Genomic DNA, 17,666 nt, shown 5'->3' with positions numbered 1-17,666 from the left:
GTCATGGATAAAGGGTTAGGCGACGGTGGAGATGGCCTTCGGGTGCCACTCTTCGTGGGGAAACCAGCACAGTTCATTCGGGATGCTGATCACAAAGGCAAAGGAGCGGAAACCTTTGTCACGAGCGGCCGTAAATTGCAGAACAATGTGACCTTTTTTCTCCTGAAGAAAGGTGCGAACGGCATCCATTCCCACGCCTCGTCCGGATATTTCCGTGACTTCCCGCGCTGTGGAAAAGTTGGCCTGAAAGATGAGTTCAGCCACGTCTTCATCGGTCCATGACGCGCCTTGGGGAATTGAACCTCGCTCCCGGCCGAGGGTTTCAATGCGATCCAGATCCAAACCACGGCCATCGTCATGGATGGTGAGGAGGACGTTATGGCTTTCGCAGTTCACACGGATTGCGATGCTGCCCTTAGGATTTTTCCCTAGGGTCTGTCTTTCCATCGGTGTTTCCAGGCCATGATCCAGCATATTGCGCATCAAATGGGTGAGCACACTGTGAACGAGGTCCGCTCCGGGATCGCGGAAGTAGATCTCGCCGGCCTCGATCTCGACGGTGGGTGGCTGCTTGTTTAGACTTCGGGCGAGGGAATCGGCCCCTTTGCAGGCTTCCTGGATAATGTCACGAACGGGGCGGTAGCATTCACTGCCCAGTCTGTTTTCCACGGATGCGATCCGGACCTGCAAGGCAGGATCCAGGATCTTGAGAGGTATCGACTGCAGGTCCTGGAGCATGCCTTCCAATCTGGATTTATGGATTCGCAGGATCCGCTGACCCAGGTTCCATCCGAGTTGGGTTCTGCCTATGTGTTCATACGCTTCCAAAGTTTGGGCCACCTGCCTGAGGTCATCTTTCATTTGAGCCATCGGCCAGCTGCCGGAATTTTTTTGCAAGTGAGCGAAACATTGCTCGGCCTGATGAGCCGCTGCTGATAAAGCCATGAATTGATAGGTTCGAGCCATGCCTTTGAGCGTATGCATATTCATAAAGAGCTTGCGGAGCACGGCCGGCTGCGGTTCTAAAGGATGAGCGTCAAGCAGACTTTGATTTTCGCGAATAAGATTCTGGCTCGCGCTCAAAAAGCGGCTGAATCGGTCTTCTGCAACCATAATCAGTTCATTGATCATCGCGAGGTGGGATTCCTGATCGCGGGCTTTTTCCTTCAATCTCAAAATATCCGTGATATCCCGGACGCACACCAGAACTTTTTCCACGATATTTTCACTGTTGACGATGGGGGTCCAGTCCATTTCCCAGACCTGCGGGGCTGCCGCGTCGCCCCTTTGAACAGTCATCTGCTGCGGTAAACAATGACTGTTCATCTCGAAATTCAACAGGTCACTGTTCAGGCTGGAACTCAAGGCGGATCGGGCCTGGTCACGGGTGTCAGCGGTGATCCTGGCATTTTCGAAGAGAATCGTGTCGATGGAACGGCCCTGGATGTGGTCCTGCTGGGTCATCGTCTTCAGTTGCGTCGAAAATTGGTCCCCGATATGAAGGTTCTCATCGACGACTGTAAAAATGCCGAGTTCAATACTCTGCATGATGGATTTGATTTCACGCGTTTGGCGATCGACTTCAAGCTGGAGGGATTTTCCCAGGTGATGGGCCTTGCGAAAGGCATCGGCAAAGCGGACGCCAATGATCTGGCTTTGGGCCAGGGTAAAGATCACCAGTCCATAGCCAATGCAGTTTGCCGGGAATTGATAGGCACCGGCCGCTGAGATCATATCCAGAACGGCGCCTACGAATACCGCGAATGTACCGAGGTTTGAGATGACCGCTCCCGGCTCGCCAGCGATCAGGGCTCGGCCCAGGGTGAACATGCATAAAGCGCCCAGCGTGATGCCCAGATACTGACCGACGATTCCCAGCTTCGTAAAGGTCAGGGGATCCGTGAAGGCGAAAAAGAGCATCAGGGGCGTGCACATAAAAGTCAGCCACCAAATCAATCGACGGGGTGTCTGGCGTGGGAAATAGTCGAGCTCAAAGTGCAGGATAAGAAGAGGGCTCAGGATCATCGAGATATAAATGAACTTAAAGGTGATATTAAAGTTGGTCTGCATAGTGTTCAAGATGGGTTCGACCTGTCCCATGTAACCTATGCTGCGCAGGATAAGAACGAGGGACAGGAAACCGAGCATCAGAGAGCCCTTGTCTTCACGCCGTCTCGAGTAGAGGCTGAAATTGTAGAGGGCCGTCATGAGGAGAGCGCCGATAACCAGATAGTTGCGTTTGAGTTCACTCGCGTACTCGGCGAGCAGATCCTGCCTTGGCCCTAATTGCGGAGGAATCCAGAGGCCTCCCCATTCGTGATGGAAGTTGCTGACTTGAATGAGGAGGAACGCTTCGGGTCGCATCGCATCGGATATGTTAGCGACTTCAATGGTGGCGATTGCCGGCGAGGCTGCATCCTGGCTTTGAGAGACCTGCCCAGCCGTCAGTGCGGGTTCCGTGCGACCCTGCTGGCGGTTGAAGAGAAAGGCACGAGACGCTGAATAGGCTGAGATGTCACTGAAGGCGAGGGATTTTATATCAGGAATATTTTTCAGGTGAAGAACATAGGTGCCGAATCCAATGTTGGTCATGGCGCCCCGTCCGCTCTCTTGAAAGGACTCACCCACCGGGATCCATGTTGCAGCCGCATCGCCTGAGTCGAGCTTCTGCAGATACGAATCCGGACTGAGCAGCTCGTTAGGGTAAAAGCTCCAGCTGCCCTTAAGGCGGAGCGGTTGACCCTTCCAATCCTTAAGATCGATTTCTCCCTGAACGGCAGAAACCTGGGCCTGAAGAGGCACGTAGGCCCAAAACAAGAGCAAAAAGAAGCCCATACGATACATGAGAAGCAGCATAAGCAGCCCTTCCATGAGACAGGTGGAATAGTTACGACATCATATCACTAAGTTTCCTGACGAGCAGCCGCGAGGGCAACCCTACGGGCTGGTTAGCGTGTCAAAAAATCCATTTTTCCAACGAGAAATCCCAACATTCTTCGCTGGGTCTGCAGTCTGTTGGTGCCCCGGACCGTTTTATTTTGTATCAGGATGACAGATTTGGGTTGGAATGAATTGAGGATCAGAATGAACACATCGCCTGGCCGCATGAATCTTGTCCTTCAGTTCCTTGCGATGGTCCTGTTTGCTTCATACCTTGCCTCATGCAGGGCCCCCTTCAGGCAGAATTTCCTGGGTTCAGCCCAGCAATGCGGGCTTGCCCCTGGCCAGGTTTCCGAGGAAGAAATCGTCATACAGCTCCTGAACCCTGAGGGGCAACCTTTGACCCGCGACCAGGTGCGAAGCCTGAGCAGTCGCATGATGCTGACAGATGGTCAAACTCAGGATTTAAATGTAACTCCTGGCGGATGTCTGCGACTCCCAAGCGATCAAGGGACGCTGCAGGTCTATCATGCGCATGCAGGCTGGAGTTACGCGGGAATCCTGCAGAAGCCTCGCTTCCAGCAGGTGCGCATGGTGAAGAATTCCAGCATCCAGGCTTTCCTGCAGTGCCCGACTCAAGGCTTCTTCAGCGACGAAAAGCTCGCGTTCCCCTTGCTCTGGAACAGCACGGGATCGCTTGATGCTGCACAATTCCAACTGATAGCCGAGGACCTCTCGAATAAAAAACGCTATGAACTTTATAAGAAACCCTACGGTGAAACCCCAGACGAAAACCCAGGCTTTCTTGCGACCGGCGATTTACCAGAAGGGGTCTATGATCTTCGATTCCGTTTTCTCCTGGCGCAGAGTGCCTGGGATCAGGCGCCGGTTCTTCCGGTTGAACATGAACGTTGCCGTCTCACCATTCTCCATGGCCCCGTTCATGTCACCGGTCTTGAAGATTATCCCCTGCATCACGGCGTTGGCATATTCGAGCAAGGGTCCATCATTCCGTTGAAGAGCAGCCGAACCGAGGGCCAGCTTCGCGTGTGCAAGGAAAAACGTGAATGGGACCGTGCCACGGATGAAAGTGGTGCGGTGGACTGTCAGCCTCGTCTTCAGTGCCTCGATCCCGAGAATTTTCAACCGACCGCCCAGGTGCTTGCCGATGAAGTCGGGATTTTCGATTATTTTAGTGAAGTTCGCATGCCTTCGGGTCAAGTGAGTTCACCCAGGCTTTGTCAGACCGTTCTGGTCAGCAGCAGCCGTCCCCGTCTGCAGGTCAGCTGGGATAACCCGCGCTGGGGTGAGGAACTGGCGGTCATGGATAAGCCTGTATCCGAGCTGAGTCTGCACATCAGCCGAATCCTGAATGAACAGCCGCGTGTGCTTGATGACAAGCTCGAAGGACGTCTGCAATGCAAAGCGGAATTTGTTTATGCCAACCAAACCATACGTCCCGGCCGCGTGTTCACCTGTAACGAGGGCGCTTGCCGAGGTCAATCTCTCGAGACGTTTAAAAACTGCTCCGAGGAACTTAAGATCAATATTCTGCCCATCTGGTCAAGTTTGACTTCCGATGGAGGCCATGTCCGGATCCATGTGCGCTATGATTCAGGGCGCAACCACATCGAGGAACAAAGTGTGGCCATCGGCATCAAGCCCAGGAAATGGCAGCCCAGGGAGTTAAAAACCGGCGACGAGAATTTTGAGTCCGGCGTTGCCCTATTCAAGAACAGGGCAGGACAGATTTTCTCCCTCAGCACCACCAAGGGAGTCCTGCAGTGGGACGAGACAAAGTTTGGTGTTACCGACCTGAAGAGGCCGGGTTCCTGGCAAAGGATGCCACCCATCAGGTCAGGACAAAAGCAAGACGCCGCGACCCATATTTGGCTGGACAGGGACGGTCAGCTGGTCGTCCTGGAAACTTATGAAGTTGCGGGCAGTCCTTCTCTGCTGACTGTGATAGCTCGATGGACGGCCGATGGATGGAAGGAGCTCGCCTGGCCTGCGGACCTGAAAGATCCCCAGTGTCAGCAGGCGCAACCGGGAAAGCGAACAGGCTTCTGGTGCCGAGGCACGGGGCCAGAGCTGATCATCGAACGAGGCGATCGGCTGGTAGCTTTGCCTTTACCTGATCATGCAGAGATTGCCGTGTGTCTCAGCAGCAACAGCCTTCACATCAGCGAAAATTTCCAAGGGAATTTTGCCGTTGCCTGCGGATCGGCCGTCTGGCAGGAACAGGCAGGTCTTTGGTCAAAGCTTGAGTTGCCGCAGGATCAGGCTCTACGTACCATGGGCTATGATCGCGATGATAAGCTTTGGCTGGTGCAGGGGGAGGCATTTCAAACTTTGCGTTTGCGTCGCTGGGATGGCCACGTCTGGGAGGATTTGCCGAATCCAGTTTCCTGGCCATCGTCCAAAGTGCAGCACGATGCCTTGCTTTTCACTCGAAGCGGTCACATTTTTTTCGGCACATGGAAATGGGACGAATCGACACGCGCCTGGACGCGGGAGCCTGCTCTGGCTCATTACGGAGCGGAACCCCTTTCACCCTTTGAAACAGAATCAGGCGATATCCTATGGAAGGGTACTGATGCCTATATTTACCTGGAAGGAGGCAAAGCCTTGCATTGGAATTTTCCCATGCTGGGATTGAGCGCCGATACCGGAAGACCACCTTCTGTTTTCCGTGAGGGCGATCGTATCTGGTTCCTCGCACGCGGGCAGGAATACAAGACTCAGCCGTATCGCATCACACTCGGTCCGTGGCTCTTCATTCCACCACCGGGTCAGGCCTTTGCCAATCAGATCAGTAACATCTGGATCAAGGATCTCCTAAGGCCACAGGTTTATATTCCCAACCTTGGTCTCTATCAACTTGATTCCGACACAGGTCTGCTCACGCTGGAGGCGCAGGGTTGGAATTTGATCGTCCCGAGTCCAAAAGTCGATGAATCGGGTGCCGTGGAAACGGACATCTTTCAGCCGTATATCCTGGCGCCCAGCGGCATCTTCACGCCCACGCTGGCAGGTTCATGGAAGATGCTGGCCAGCTTCGGGGAGGAATATTTCTTCGGCGGTGCCATGGCAGCCGGAGGGGACATATGGGTCTATAATGGCAATCGACCCGAAACAGGTGTGATTGCCGAAGGCCAGTTCAAGCGTCAAACCCTGGAGCCTGAATACGGTGGGAGTGTGGCGGGAATCTATCGCATGGCTGACGCAATTTGGGTTGCCACCGATCTCGGCCTGCTCAGAATGGGCGCCGACCACCGCATGCAGGAATTTGTGAGTTGGCATTCCATGGGCGTTCGTGACTTTGATCGCATTCGGAAAGTGGATGACTCGACTTTTTTGATATCGAGTTACGATCGTGATTTGGGTGAGCCGAAGGCGATGTGGATTTTGGATTTGAACGCCAGGCGGCTTCATGAATGGAAGCTGCCACCGCAAGCCATGAGGCTGTCGGTCGGCGATATCAAACGTACCAGCCGCGGCGAATTCATCATGGGGATCGGCTTTGAGATATTCATTGGGGATGGCTCGCACTGGCGATACCTCTTCACCCGTTCCCAGCTCTACGATATTCCCGGCACGTCGGGCTTTATTTCCTATGGGGGCTTTGAGCTGGATGCTTATGATCGCCTTTGGATTAACCTTCGGCAAGGTATGTTGATGATCGATACCCGCTCTGGGAATTTCTAAATCCAGCCGTCACCCTTCGGTGTCTTTTGAAAAGACGAGGCAGAAATAGAGCTGAGCCCCGGGATTCTCAGGCTTTGCTGTGAATTTCTGCAGGCTTTCGGCAGCCGATTGGAGAAACGAATCCTTGGCCCGTTTGGAATAATCCGGCCAGGGTTCATCGGTGCGTCGCCGAATCTCGCGCGTGCCCTGGTGACTCAAGGAATGTCCGACGGCTCCATCGGCATAACGCAGCCAGCCTTCCCAACAGAGGAGGAGGAAGCCTTCCTTCTCCACAAGATCAATCGCTTCCACAGCGGCGTCGAAGGGTAAAACCAGCTCATCCTGAGACAGTGACAGCTGCAGAATCCGCTCGGGTATAAATTCCAACTCATCCATGCCACAGACTCCCTGCCTTACGGGTTTGAAGTTTTCATCCATAACGGATAAGCTCGGCCCTGGTTCATGTTAACAGGAACGGAAAGCCGATGGCGATAAAATCGACGATTTTCAAGGTGGATCTCACCATTGCTGACAGCCATCGAGGCTATTATGAAGACCATGTCCTGACCCTTGCCAAACATCCGTCTGAAACCAACCAGCGCATGATCCTGCGCATGGCCGTATTTGCTCTCAATGCCCATGAGAACCTGCAGTTCACCAAGGGCCTGAGTGAAATGGACGAGCCGGATATGTGGCAGAAAAGCCTGACGGGCGACATTGAGCATTGGATTGAACTCGGCCAGCCTCAGGACAAGCGCATCCGTCAGTCCTGTGGCAAGTCCGATCGGGTGTCGATCTACACCTATCAGCGCGGATCGGCTCACACCTGGTTTGAAGGTCTCAAGGATTCGCTCGACCGCTTCAAACACCTGCGCGTGGTGCATCTCGCTTGCTCGAATGAATCGGTGATTGACCGTTTGGTCGATCGCTCCATGAAGTTCACCTGCATGGTCGACGATCAGCAGGTCATGCTCACCAATGACCAGGATACCCTGACGATCGAGCTCAAAATTCTGAAGGATTTTCAGCCCGACTAGTTCATCAGCTTGGAACGAAGACCGCATACAGCGCCCGCAGAGCCTTTTCATAATCTTCGGGCATAACACCGACGATGATATTCAGCTCACTGGCGCCTTGATTGATCAGGCGAACATTGACATTGGCATCCCGTAACGCGACAAAGACTTTAGCGGCAATCCCGATGGTCTCTGCCATGTCCTCGCCGACCACCGCAATCAAGGCGATCTGAGGTTCGAGTTCGAGCCGGTCCGGACGCAGGGTGTTTCTGATTTCATCGAGAACGATATCAGCCTTGCCTTCAAGCTGCGACGCTTCAACGATCACACTCATGCTGTCGATTGCCGACGGACAGTGTTCGAAGCTCACGCCGTGACGTTCGAGAACGCCGAACAAACGGAAGGCAAAGCCAACCTCTTTGTTCATCAGGTTCTTTTCGATGTTGATCATCACGAAGTTTTTCTTGCCGGCAATGCCTGCAATCTCAGTGGATTTTATGATCTCTTCGCTGAGCTTATTGACAATGCGTGTGCCGGGATGATCGGGGGCATTGGTATTTTTAATGGCGATCGGAATGCCCACTTCGCGAACCGGTGAAATGGCTTCATCATGAAGCACCGTCGCGCCCATATACGAGAGCTCACGAATTTCCGCATAAGTAGCCTCTTCCATCGGCTTGGCATGCGGTATGATGCGCGGATCCGCCATCAGCAGACCGGAGACATCGGTCCAGTTCTCGTAAAGTTCGGCCTGCGCCGCTCGGGCGACGATCGCTCCGGAAATATCCGAACCGCCTCGTGAGAATGTTTTGATCTGGCCATGCCCATCGCTTCCATAAAAACCAGGAACCACATAACGGCGGTCGGTGCGAGCCAGGCGTTCGCCCAGCATGCGATAGGTATCGGGATGAACCCCACCGTTGGGTGTGAGCATGATGCAATCCTTCGGATCGACGAACTCAGCTCCCAAATAAGCCGCCATCAGCAGGCCATTCAGATATTCACCGCGGGACGCGACATGATCCTTGCTGACGCCACGGATGATGTCCTCGCGGAGTTGCTCCAGGTGTTTGGCCATGTCGGCCTTCACACCGAGTTCCCGCTCGATTTCCAGAAAGCGTTCACTCACCCGTGTGAACACCTGGGTAAAGTCGCTGCCCATGGAGGCGCTTTGCTGGCACAGATACAGGAGATCCGTAAGTTTGGCGTCAGAAGGCACACGTTTGCCGGGAGCCGAGGGCACGATTATGCTGCGCCGCTTATCGGATTCCACGATCGCGCGCACTTTCCTAAATTGATTGGCATCGGCCAGGCTCGTTCCGCCAAACTTACATACTATGCGAGACATAGATTTCACCTTCGTTTTTTAAACTTCCGCCAGCCAGCCTGGGACTTGTCCAGGATGTGTAGCAGGGGATTTTATTGAAGGCCTTGGGATTAGCAAGGTTAAACAGCGCGATTGGGGCGGAATTCCCTGAGATGAGCACATGGCCGTCGGGGCGAAATCTTGTGGCCCTGGTTTTTTCTCTAACATACAATTATCTCCAAATGTATGCAAAGAGCCGCCCATGCACTATCGAAATTTTATGTTCCTAATAATTGCCATTTCTCTTCTTGGCCCCTTTCAGGACAAAGCTTTATCACAACCCAAAGTCCTCCCGATCATTCGCCACGATTATAAAAGCTCCATTCCTAAGTTCCAGAGTCTCTATGACTATACGGACAAGGTGGTGCAACTTACGATTGAACGGATGGGTTACAAGGCCGATTTCAAAATTTTTACCGGTAACAGATCCTTGCGCATGCTTGTCAACCCGGAATATTTCGCGTCCTATCCATGGATCAAAACCCCGGAAAGAGAGGCTGATTTCCTTTACTCCCGATTGCCAATCCATCAGTTCCGTTCGGTCACGGTCGTGCATAAAGCGTCTGCGTTGGTTGAAGTCAAACGGGCCAGGCTTCATGGGAAAACGACGTGCGACACCAAAGGAAGTGTCATCGTTCAAGCCTTGAATTTGCCTGGTTCCATTTATTACAGCAGTACCCCTGAGACTTGCATCAAGATGCTTAAAAAACAACGCATCGATTTTCTGTTTTACCCTGAACGAATGCTGAGCGAACTGGACCTCGAATTTAAGGTGGTTCCCGATGATATCCATCTCACGATTGCAGGGTATTTCATTGTGAACAGGAAATTTGCAGGTGCAAAAGACCTGCTCGATGCCTTCAATAAAGCGTACTCTGAACTTGATAAGGAAGGGGTGTTGAAGGTCCTGGCCAGGCAGTATGATGGGGTTCACTCCACTCTTTAGCCTATGCTGGAGGGTTTGCCGTTGACCTGATGCCCTATTTGGTTGACATTAAGCCGGATTGGAACCGAAAGGAACCCCCCCGATGACGCCATCTCTCGACCCCGAATCGGTCCTGGTCCCGCTGAGCCCTCTCACATTTCTCTACCCATTCGGTGCATGGAAGCCCAGCAGTCCGGGGCCAAAAATTGGCTTGGCCCAGATTCCAAGCTCAGCTTTCGGTGACGGTTCGCATCCCACCACGCGTCTGTGTGCAGGCGCTGTGGATTTTCTTTGCCGTACTCAATCCATCCGATCCTTCCTTGATGTCGGTACGGGCACTGGTGTCTTGAGCCGTATCGCGCGGGCGCGTCACGTGGAATTCATAGCCGCGACTGATATTGACCCAGCGGCCCTGCATGCGGCTCAAGAGAATGCGGCTTTGGATGCGCAGGGGTCGAACATAGAATTCGCGGCTGTAGCGCCCGATCACTGGGGCGCACGATTCGATCTGGTGGTGGCCAACATTCTGGAAGAACCCTTGCGTGAACTGGCTCCTGCTTTGGTGCGAGCCTTGAGTCCTGGTGGCCAGCTTCTGCTCAGCGGCTTTACCCGCCTGCAGGCCCCGCGCCTTCGTGTGCTGTATCAGGAGTGCGGGCTGAATATTCGAAGCGAATCGGAAGCCAGCGGCTGGGTTCTCATGCATCTGCAGCGCGTCCCGTGAAACCTCAGCTCAACCCGTAATACATCAGAAGTGCAAGAACACACCAGATGACTGCTGGAAGCATGAGAATCATGGTCCACCATCCCTGGCGAAACGTAAGAAGCAATCCAATCGTTCCCAAGGCCGTACGATCAGGGCCCCATCCAAAAACCATGATATGGCTGATATTCTGTCCGAATACAAATTCCATGGGAACGAAGGCCGAGAGTGCGAAAATAATAAGGCCCAGGTTGCGCCTGGGACCTGAAGCGTCCGGTTGCAACTTGTCCAGGAAAGTGCCACTGAGAGCAAAAAGCAAAGACTCAGCAAGAAAAATTCCAGCACTGTAACGAGCCGCCCAGTTGATCGGTAAAAAATACTGAAGGTGGAAAACAAAACCAACCCAAGCCCAAGCGGCGGCCAGCAGGCCGAACACAAGGCGCAAGCGCAATCGATTAGGAAATAAGATCAAAACCAAAATAAGAACAGCCAGCCCAAGCCAGAGAATTTGCCACGGCCACAGATCATGATTATAAGCGTCCACCACTTCCAGCAGGATCTCCTCCGAGAACAGAAGAAAATCCCGGATGCGATAGGTGCTCCACTCTTCCATCAGAGACTCGCCAGGTGTTTGATCATTTTCTCGCGCACGGCCGCATCGGGCATTCGCCCTCGGGATGCGCCCATGTTTTCCCGCATATGCTCGATTTTACTCGTCGCAGGTATAGCGCAGGTGATTGCCGGATGAGACACAACCCATTTCAAAAGAAACTGCGCCCAATTTTGACAATCCACATCACGCGCCCAGGAGGGCAGCGGTTTTCCTTCCAAACGGCGGGTGAGGTCGCCACCGTCCAGCGGGCGATTGGCAATGACCGCGATCCCACGGTCCTGAGCCAACCCCAACAGTCTGCCTTCCACCGCGCGGTCCCTCATGTTGTAGGTGATCTGAATAAAGTCCAGCGGCTGTTGGCGCATGATCTTTTCCACTTCGTCATGCCGGCGTCCATGGGATGTCGTCACCCCAACGTAACGCAGTTCACCTTTTTCCTTCATTTTGAACAGGGTTCTGAGATGGCCTTCCCAGCCCTCCAGGTTATGCACCTGAAGAAGATCAAACACATTCACCTTCCAAAGTTTCCTGGACTCCTGAATCTGCTCCCGGCCTTCTTTTTCGGATGAAGTCCAAACTTTGGTGGCTGAAAAAAGTGTCTTGGGGAAATTCAGGTTCGACAGGGCGTGTCCTACAACAGCTTCCGAAGATCCATACATGGGCGAGGAATCGATGAGCCCGCCGCCTCGATGGAAAAATTCCCGCGTGATGTCGGTTCGAGACGATCGAAGTTTTTCACTGGTTCCTACATTGAATGTGATCCAGGTTCCCATGCCTATGACCGGGAGCGCAGCCCCGGTGGATGGGATTTTTTTCGTGATGGGCTGCTCCTGCGCAATCACAGCATGATAGGGGCGCGAGGCAAGCACAGCAGAAGCTGCGGACAGAGCGATGAATTCCAGAAATTCTCTTCGCTGCATGAGACGTCTCCGTAAGGATTCACGTGCCACTTCTTTAATTACCGATTATTCCTTGGGAAAGCCAATGAAACATAACAGGAGATGAAGCACCGTGTGAACACCGATCCGGGTAATCCTGGCCCTTCAGAATACACAGGCGCATTCGGAATTCGCACGTCGACCGTGATCGCTCTTGACTTGGCTTTCCAAAAGGGGTGTAGTCACATGAGGATGTGTGATGTGAAAGGAGTGACCCGTGAAAATGTTTCCAGCCTTGATCTTCAGCCTTCTCCTCCATACGGCGTGCACCACAGCCCCGTCGCCACAGGATCCAACGAACGCCGATCATCCGACTGCCGCGGGCCTGACAGACCCCAATATCCCCATTGGTGGAAGTCGCCCGGTCGACGTCAAGACACCGGAAGGTTTCCACCCGAAGTCAGGTCAGACGTATCCGCTTCTCGTGCTTCTGCATGGTTACGGTTCCAGTGCGGCCCAACAGGATGATTATCTAGGTCTTTCCGCAGCTGCCTTAAAGCGCGGCTTTGTGTTCGCCGCTCCGAACGGAACGGTGTCTGGTTCCCGGCGACGCTTTTGGAACGCGAGCGAATCCTGCTGCAACTTTGAATCGACGACGATTGATGATGTCGATTACCTGCGTGGACTGATTCAGCAGATCACCGCTCGCTATGCTATTGATCCCAAACGGGTCTATATCTTTGGTCACTCCAATGGCGCATTCATGGCCTATCGAATGGCCTGCGATGCGAGTCCTCTCGTAACGGCCGTCGCGGGGCTGGCCGGCAGTCTGCGTTCGGATCCCGCCTCTTGCAAACCGGAACGGCCCGTATCGGTCCTGGCCATCCATGGGACCAAAGATCGGATCGTCTCGTATCGGGGTGGGCACTTCTCCAAAGGTGGCGCGACCTATCCCTCGGCTGAACAGACCATCGCCCGCTGGGCCGAGGTGAATGGTTGTAAGCCAGGGGCCGAAACCAGTGAACCCTTCAAGATTCTGCGCCTGGGTCGTAAACCGGAGACAAGGGCGATCCGATATTCCGGATGCCGTGATGGTGTCCGCACCGAACTCTGGAGCATTGAAGGTGGGAGTCACATCCCCATGTTCACCCCTGATGTTATGCCCAAGGTTCTCGACTTTTTTGAACCTCGTTAAGTGCCATGGAAAGGGACCTTATGTCCCGCTTCCTGGACTCCCAGTCCCAGTGGTGGGACCAGCGGATTTTTCTGAGCAGGCGAAAGCCTTGTTTTTCCGGGTTTTTTGAATGGCAAACATCTTGCTCTCCGGGTGTCCATGTGAGTTGCCCTGACTGGATGGGGCCTCACCTTAAACGGATGACGACCCATGAAAAAAAGCCTGCTCCTGATCACTCTTCTGACCCCAATGACGTCGGCACTGCTCACAGGTTGTGGTGACCGCAGCAGCTCCAAAAAAGCCGATCCCACCGTGCCCGCTGGTGAGACGCCGATGTCGCAGCAGGACCTCGTGGGCGAATGGACTCACGCCCAGACGGGTACGTCCCTCAAAGGTCACTACACAGGCCTGACTGGGAAAACAGTGCGGTTTGAGCACACTCTTTTGTTCCGCTTCACCAAGGATTCCTTTGCCCATGTGCTGCGTTGCGTCGTCTCGGTGGAAGGCGTCACGCAAACCTTGGAAGCTGTTACGGAGCGCAAGGCGATTTATGAAGGCAATCATTTCCAGGTTGCTGAAGGCGGGGAAAATTCGGCCGTAGCCAAGGTCAATGGCGAAGATTTCATCTGCGGCAATTCGGAAGTTGCGGCCGGTGATTACACCTTCTCTTCCTTCGATGGCTACCTGCTGCTGGATAGCCCCCAGGACAAGAGCTTTCTGCTCGATCGCTACACGCCCTGAACGGCATTAGGGACGCCTTGTCAATGCTCCTGCTGCATCAGAACCAAAGCCGCTTTCATCTCGCGGCGAAAGAGGAGCAGATGACTCAAGACGGTGTTTTGAGACATTTTCATCTGCTCCGCGATTTCGCGTGTCGTCTGACCTTCCATGTAGTAGAGCCGAGCGATCACCCCGCGCGGCACTTTTTTATAGGTCTCCAAAAGACGGCGCAGGAGAACCAAATTCTGTTCGAGCTCAAGATCCGCTTCGCCCGATTCCGGATCGAACCAGAATCCCAATTCATAGTGATCCCGATCATCATTATGATCGCCATCCAGCGGATCAAGTCGGGTAAACTCCTTCGATCGAAACATATTCATACAGTTGTTGCGCGTGATGGTCGAAATCCAGCCTTTGATGGATTGGGTGTCGCGTACGGTTGAAAGCTTTTCGAAGGCCTGTAAAAAGGTCTGCTGAGCGATATCATCCGCCTGACCATTGGAAATGCGATAACCGGAAATGATTTTTCGAACGATTTGGATATTGCTGTAGTAAATATCTTCAAACCTCATGGACGTATTCACGGCTGGGCCCCTTTCTCACGGATCGGCCACTGCACCACGTGGGTCCAAAGCCACGGCTCGTTCTTGAGCGAGCTCGATTCACCCTCCAGCTGTCCAAATTGTTCCGATGAAAGGGGCTCGGCGCTCAGACCATAGGTAATCTGCAGCTGGCCCGACACGGGGGTCATCACCCCAAGGGGGGCCTGATTTTGATCCCGCAGTTCCTGCCATTCTGAAGACGCTTCCACCCGAATATTGGGAAAGGAAACATGATCCGATCCAGCCAGCAGCTGCAGATGAAGAATGCCGCTCCCCTGACACCGGGCCAGCAAGAGTATGGGAGTGGACGCGGGAATCGCGACATCCTTGAGTTCCGGATCCAGAATCATGGCATCCGCCCTTGCGGCCAATGCGCAGCCCTTGGTCCTCACTTCCACACCCTTGAGATTGGATCCCGTTGGATCCGATGACGTTTCCCAAGGACGCACGGCGAGCAGCACAGCAGCGGCAGCCGCTAAAACGAGAGCCGGCGCTGCCCACCTTCGAGCTTTGGGCTTAATCGTAGTGACTGAGGCAGGCATGGGCTGTGAGGCGGCTTGCTCGATACGCGACCAAAGCGCGCGATCATCCAGAGCGGTGGGATCGCGGGCCAAACTTCGTGCGGACGCTTTGGCACCGAAATGTTGCAAAAGGTCCCGATCGACGTCAGCCTTCAGATCCTCATCGGTCAGGCGCTCCATGGTCCTGGCCAAAGTCTCGATATCGTCCTTGGAAAGTGGGATAACCCCTTCCTTGAATTTTTTGTCCGGCGGATCATTCACCATCCGACTCCTAAAAAAGCAGACATGTGGGCTTGAGAGGCAAGACGGCCCATAGTCTCGATCTGATTCTGGTTCCAGTAGATATCATATTGAGCCGCGAGACCAAATTCCAGGCCCGATTCGATGTGCTGGAAGTTTAGACTGGTGCCGAGGCCCAAGCCCGGTAGCGTGATGTCCGTGTCGGCGTCCGTGATGGCAATGCGGTTATCGCCTTCGATCCGACGCTTGAGCCACACAAGGGCTGGCCCGCCGTAGAATCCCCATTCGCTCTTCACGCTCTCATTCATTCGGAAGAACGGATTGGGTTCCCTGCTGCCCAGGCCCAAAATCAGTTGGGCCGTGGAACGCCGCTGAGAAAAAGGCTGCTGGCCCATCCGAATCGTCTCCTGCTGCCCTGGATTATAGCCGCCGCTCAGGACAAGATCCCAGATACCGAACGCTTCATCAAGGCGAACATGGAGGGAGCTGAAGGGTGTGGCGTTCGGTGTTAGGGTCGCGCGCAAGGCCTGATTGAAGAAGCGTCCCTGTCCCAAGCCAAGCATGACGTGGCGACTTTTGCTTTTCTGAATCAGATCCGAGACGCTATACTCCTTGCCGGCTGTGAGCCGTATGACCCGACTCACAACAACGCTGTCGGTTTCAGGATCGATGATTTCGAGGCGATGCTTACCTTCAGGCATTGCTAAATAGGAATCACCGAGGATGCCTTTACTTTGCCCACCCACGCGCAGCTCATAGTTTTTCAAGGTGTTGACATAGGAATAGAGGAAGGCGAGTCCTTGGGATGCAACTTCGCCACTGAGAACGATGGGATCGCCTCCGGATTGATCCATTTGCATCGTGGGATGCTGCAGTTTGTTCGTATAGGCTATCGTATGGCGAGTCGCATCATCATGGGCCTGGGTCAAGGTCAAGGCTCGACCCATGTTTTTGCGCATCGATTCCACCAGGAAGTGGGTATAGATATCCTGCTGAAGTTTTTTATCTTCAGCGGCGGGCTCGCTCCAGCTGGATGCGGAGAGGATGGAAAATCCTCGCCCAGCCGCAGGGGCGAGCAGCGGGTCCGCCTGGCCTTTGAGACGTTTGATGGCTTCCTGGATCTCTGGGGTCAGTTGCGCCTTACCACCTCCGGAATGGCAGCTGGCGATGATCAACGCCTTACGCTCCGATCGCAGAGACTGAAAAATCTCGATCAACTCATCCCGGCTGATTGCTGTGTTCTGAATATCCAGATGGGACGTATCGGATGCCACGAAGTAAGGCACATAAGAAGAGGGCGCATCCAGGCGCTTATTCTTGCGTAAATAAATGGTGCCATGGGTCGATAGATAGACAACGACGGTATCGTCTTCCCTGACGTTGAGCTTCTTCAGTCGTTCGAATGCCTTTAAAATATGCTCGCGGCTCACGCGACCATCTTTGGTATTGCTGGTGGTGATCAGTTCACCCGCATCAAACGGTAAATTGGCCTCGTTTCGCAGGAACCGAAAAACATGACCGGCATCCGCATCGGCAAACTGGAGGGAATTCCAAAAGGGATCCTCGAATGAATTGATGCCAATAGCCAAAATAATGCGACGCGGCCGATTCAGCTCTTTCACGAGCTCACGTTCCTCGGTCGTAAGGACTTTGAGGCCTTGTGCCCAGGTCTGTTGCGACCAGAGTTCCAGGACCAGGAGGATGAGAAGGAATCGCAACAGGACAATCATTGTGGGTGCCCATGCTTAAGCGGACGGTACGCGTGCGGCTCAGGTGATATGACCCAAGCCTGGCGATCATTCAAGCACTTTCTGGACCACAGCCCAAGCATGGCGACCATTCAAGCGATTTCTGGGCCACAGCACAAGCATGTCATAAAGGTCGTTTTAAGACGCCCCTACTTTTTTCTCAATAGTTTGTCAGCGTCACCGTCAAGGCTAAGGAAGCGCTCAGAGAGTGTTCGCCAGTACGCCAGGATCCAGGGAAGGGATGACTCATGAAGAATCTTAATACTCTACAAAGTCGACACGTGCCCATTTTCAAAGGCAACGTGTCTTTAGTCAGGAACCATCAAGAGGCCATGTCGAGTTTTCTGAATAAATTTCCGGAAGGCATCGTGCTGAATCCCCAGCTTCGCAAACAGATCGCCATGGCCATTCAGGAAGCGGATCTGCCTATCTCCATCGAGGGTGAAACAGGCACGGGCAAGGAGCAGATCGTCAAGTATATTCATGCTCAGATTCACGCCCAGCAGCCGGGCCCCCTGGTGATTATCAACTGCGCCAATCTCAAAAAGGATTTGGCTTCAGCCACACTGTTTGGTCATAAAAAAGGCGCCTTCACC

15 protein-coding genes are annotated in these 17,666 nt (G+C 53.7%); 7 read left to right on the top strand and 8 right to left on the bottom strand.

The window, feature by feature from the left end; all coding sequences use genetic code 11:
- Positions 1-15 precede the first annotated feature (15 nt).
- Positions 16-2,856: a 7TM diverse intracellular signaling domain-containing protein gene (locus tag VE954_RS08705; RefSeq protein ID WP_324951733.1), complete on the bottom strand. Its 2,841-nt coding sequence runs from the start codon at positions 2,854-2,856 to the stop codon at positions 16-18.
- Positions 2,857-3,084: 228 nt separating this feature from the next.
- Between VE954_RS08705 and VE954_RS08700 the strand changes: the two genes are divergently transcribed.
- Complete coding sequence (locus VE954_RS08700) at positions 3,085-6,588, top strand: hypothetical protein (protein ID WP_324951731.1); 3,504 nt, start codon at positions 3,085-3,087, stop codon at positions 6,586-6,588.
- 9 nt (positions 6,589-6,597) lie between these two features.
- Here the strand turns inward: VE954_RS08700 and VE954_RS08695 are convergent, their stop codons facing one another.
- Positions 6,598-6,963 (bottom strand): hypothetical protein, encoded by a 366-nt coding sequence (locus VE954_RS08695; RefSeq protein ID WP_324951730.1) that lies wholly within the window; start codon positions 6,961-6,963, stop codon positions 6,598-6,600.
- An 89-nt stretch (positions 6,964-7,052) separates the two neighbouring features.
- Here VE954_RS08695 and VE954_RS08690 point away from each other — a divergent pair, with 89 nt between their 5' ends.
- Entirely contained in the window at positions 7,053-7,604 is a 552-nt protein-coding gene (locus VE954_RS08690) for a YaeQ family protein (protein WP_324951729.1), read from the top strand.
- A gap of 4 nt (positions 7,605-7,608) precedes the next feature.
- On the opposite strand, the gene VE954_RS08685 is transcribed toward VE954_RS08690, so the two are convergent.
- Positions 7,609-8,931 carry an aspartate kinase gene (locus VE954_RS08685; RefSeq protein ID WP_324951727.1) on the bottom strand — a complete coding sequence of 441 codons (1,323 nt, stop codon included), beginning with the start codon at positions 8,929-8,931 and terminating at the stop codon, positions 7,609-7,611.
- Positions 8,932-9,151: 220 nt separating this feature from the next.
- On the opposite strand from VE954_RS08685, the gene VE954_RS08680 reads away from it, so the two are divergent.
- Positions 9,152-9,895 carry a transporter substrate-binding domain-containing protein gene (locus VE954_RS08680; protein ID WP_324951725.1) on the top strand — a complete coding sequence of 248 codons (744 nt, stop codon included), beginning with the start codon at positions 9,152-9,154 and terminating at the stop codon, positions 9,893-9,895.
- Positions 9,896-9,977: 82 nt separating this feature from the next.
- Positions 9,978-10,595 carry a 50S ribosomal protein L11 methyltransferase gene (locus VE954_RS08675; RefSeq protein ID WP_324951723.1) on the top strand — a complete coding sequence of 206 codons (618 nt, stop codon included), beginning with the start codon at positions 9,978-9,980 and terminating at the stop codon, positions 10,593-10,595.
- A gap of 4 nt (positions 10,596-10,599) precedes the next feature.
- Here the strand turns inward: VE954_RS08675 and VE954_RS08670 are convergent, their stop codons facing one another.
- Together VE954_RS08670 and VE954_RS08665 are read right to left on the bottom strand one after the other, a co-directional pair.
- Complete coding sequence (locus VE954_RS08670; RefSeq protein WP_324951721.1) at positions 10,600-11,187, bottom strand: DUF6064 family protein; 588 nt, start codon at positions 11,185-11,187, stop codon at positions 10,600-10,602.
- Positions 11,187-12,107 carry an aldo/keto reductase gene (locus VE954_RS08665; RefSeq protein ID WP_324951719.1) on the bottom strand — a complete coding sequence of 307 codons (921 nt, stop codon included), beginning with the start codon at positions 12,105-12,107 and terminating at the stop codon, positions 11,187-11,189. The genes VE954_RS08670 and VE954_RS08665 overlap by 1 nt, the downstream gene beginning before the upstream one ends.
- A 241-nt stretch (positions 12,108-12,348) precedes the next feature.
- On the opposite strand from VE954_RS08665, the gene VE954_RS08660 reads away from it, so the two are divergent.
- Both VE954_RS08660 and VE954_RS08655 read left to right on the top strand, forming a co-directional pair.
- Positions 12,349-13,260, top strand: coding sequence for an alpha/beta hydrolase family esterase (locus VE954_RS08660; RefSeq protein WP_324951766.1), 912 nt, complete (start codon positions 12,349-12,351; stop codon positions 13,258-13,260).
- 189 nt (positions 13,261-13,449) lie between these two features.
- Positions 13,450-13,980, top strand: coding sequence for a hypothetical protein (locus tag VE954_RS08655; protein ID WP_324951717.1), 531 nt, complete (start codon positions 13,450-13,452; stop codon positions 13,978-13,980).
- 20 nt (positions 13,981-14,000) lie between these two features.
- On the opposite strand, the gene VE954_RS08650 is transcribed toward VE954_RS08655, so the two are convergent.
- Genes VE954_RS08650 through VE954_RS08640 form a run of 3 tightly spaced genes read right to left on the bottom strand, consistent with a single transcriptional unit; the run spans position 14,001 to position 17,052 of the window.
- A complete protein-coding gene (locus VE954_RS08650) occupies positions 14,001-14,543 on the bottom strand; it encodes a sigma-70 family RNA polymerase sigma factor (RefSeq protein ID WP_324951715.1) in 543 nt (180 codons plus the stop codon).
- On the bottom strand, positions 14,540-15,346 hold the full coding sequence (locus VE954_RS08645; RefSeq protein ID WP_324951713.1) for a hypothetical protein: 807 nt from the start codon (positions 15,344-15,346) through the stop codon (positions 14,540-14,542). The genes VE954_RS08650 and VE954_RS08645 overlap by 4 nt, the downstream gene beginning before the upstream one ends.
- Positions 15,340-17,052 (bottom strand): caspase family protein, encoded by a 1,713-nt coding sequence (locus VE954_RS08640; protein WP_324951710.1) that lies wholly within the window; start codon positions 17,050-17,052, stop codon positions 15,340-15,342. Before VE954_RS08640 ends, VE954_RS08645 begins: the two co-directional genes overlap by 7 nt.
- 266 nt (positions 17,053-17,318) lie before the next feature.
- Between VE954_RS08640 and VE954_RS08635 the strand changes: the two genes are divergently transcribed.
- A partial coding sequence (locus tag VE954_RS08635) for a sigma 54-interacting transcriptional regulator (RefSeq protein WP_324951708.1) occupies positions 17,319-17,666 on the top strand: 348 nt, incomplete at its 3' end.

This window comes from Oligoflexus sp. (assembly GCF_035638955.1).
Taxonomy (GTDB): domain Bacteria; phylum Bdellovibrionota_B; class Oligoflexia; order Oligoflexales; family Oligoflexaceae; genus Oligoflexus.
This window is presented reverse-complemented; position numbering and strand designations above follow the sequence as displayed.

What these genes read in the sequence shown, in the direction of transcription:
- VE954_RS08665 (WP_324951719.1), bottom strand. Translation starts at nt 12,107, where the DNA reads ATGCAGCGAAGAGAATTTCTGGAATTCATCGCTCTGTCCGCAGCTTCT.
- VE954_RS08695 (WP_324951730.1), bottom strand. Translation starts at nt 6,963, where the DNA reads ATGGATGAGTTGGAATTTATACCCGAGCGGATTCTGCAGCTGTCACTG.
- VE954_RS08645 (WP_324951713.1), bottom strand. Translation starts at nt 15,346, where the DNA reads ATGGTGAATGATCCGCCGGACAAAAAATTCAAGGAAGGGGTTATCCCA.
- VE954_RS08640 (WP_324951710.1), bottom strand. Translation starts at nt 17,052, where the DNA reads ATGATTGTCCTGTTGCGATTCCTTCTCATCCTCCTGGTCCTGGAACTC.
- VE954_RS08670 (WP_324951721.1), bottom strand. Translation starts at nt 11,187, where the DNA reads ATGGAAGAGTGGAGCACCTATCGCATCCGGGATTTTCTTCTGTTCTCG.
- VE954_RS08655 (WP_324951717.1), top strand. Translation starts at nt 13,450, where the DNA reads ATGAAAAAAAGCCTGCTCCTGATCACTCTTCTGACCCCAATGACGTCG.
- VE954_RS08685 (WP_324951727.1), bottom strand. Translation starts at nt 8,931, where the DNA reads ATGTCTCGCATAGTATGTAAGTTTGGCGGAACGAGCCTGGCCGATGCC.
- VE954_RS08675 (WP_324951723.1), top strand. Translation starts at nt 9,978, where the DNA reads ATGACGCCATCTCTCGACCCCGAATCGGTCCTGGTCCCGCTGAGCCCT.
- VE954_RS08705 (WP_324951733.1), bottom strand. Translation starts at nt 2,856, where the DNA reads ATGCTGCTTCTCATGTATCGTATGGGCTTCTTTTTGCTCTTGTTTTGG.
- VE954_RS08690 (WP_324951729.1), top strand. Translation starts at nt 7,053, where the DNA reads ATGGCGATAAAATCGACGATTTTCAAGGTGGATCTCACCATTGCTGAC.
- VE954_RS08660 (WP_324951766.1), top strand. Translation starts at nt 12,349, where the DNA reads ATGTTTCCAGCCTTGATCTTCAGCCTTCTCCTCCATACGGCGTGCACC.
- VE954_RS08680 (WP_324951725.1), top strand. Translation starts at nt 9,152, where the DNA reads ATGCACTATCGAAATTTTATGTTCCTAATAATTGCCATTTCTCTTCTT.
- VE954_RS08700 (WP_324951731.1), top strand. Translation starts at nt 3,085, where the DNA reads ATGAACACATCGCCTGGCCGCATGAATCTTGTCCTTCAGTTCCTTGCG.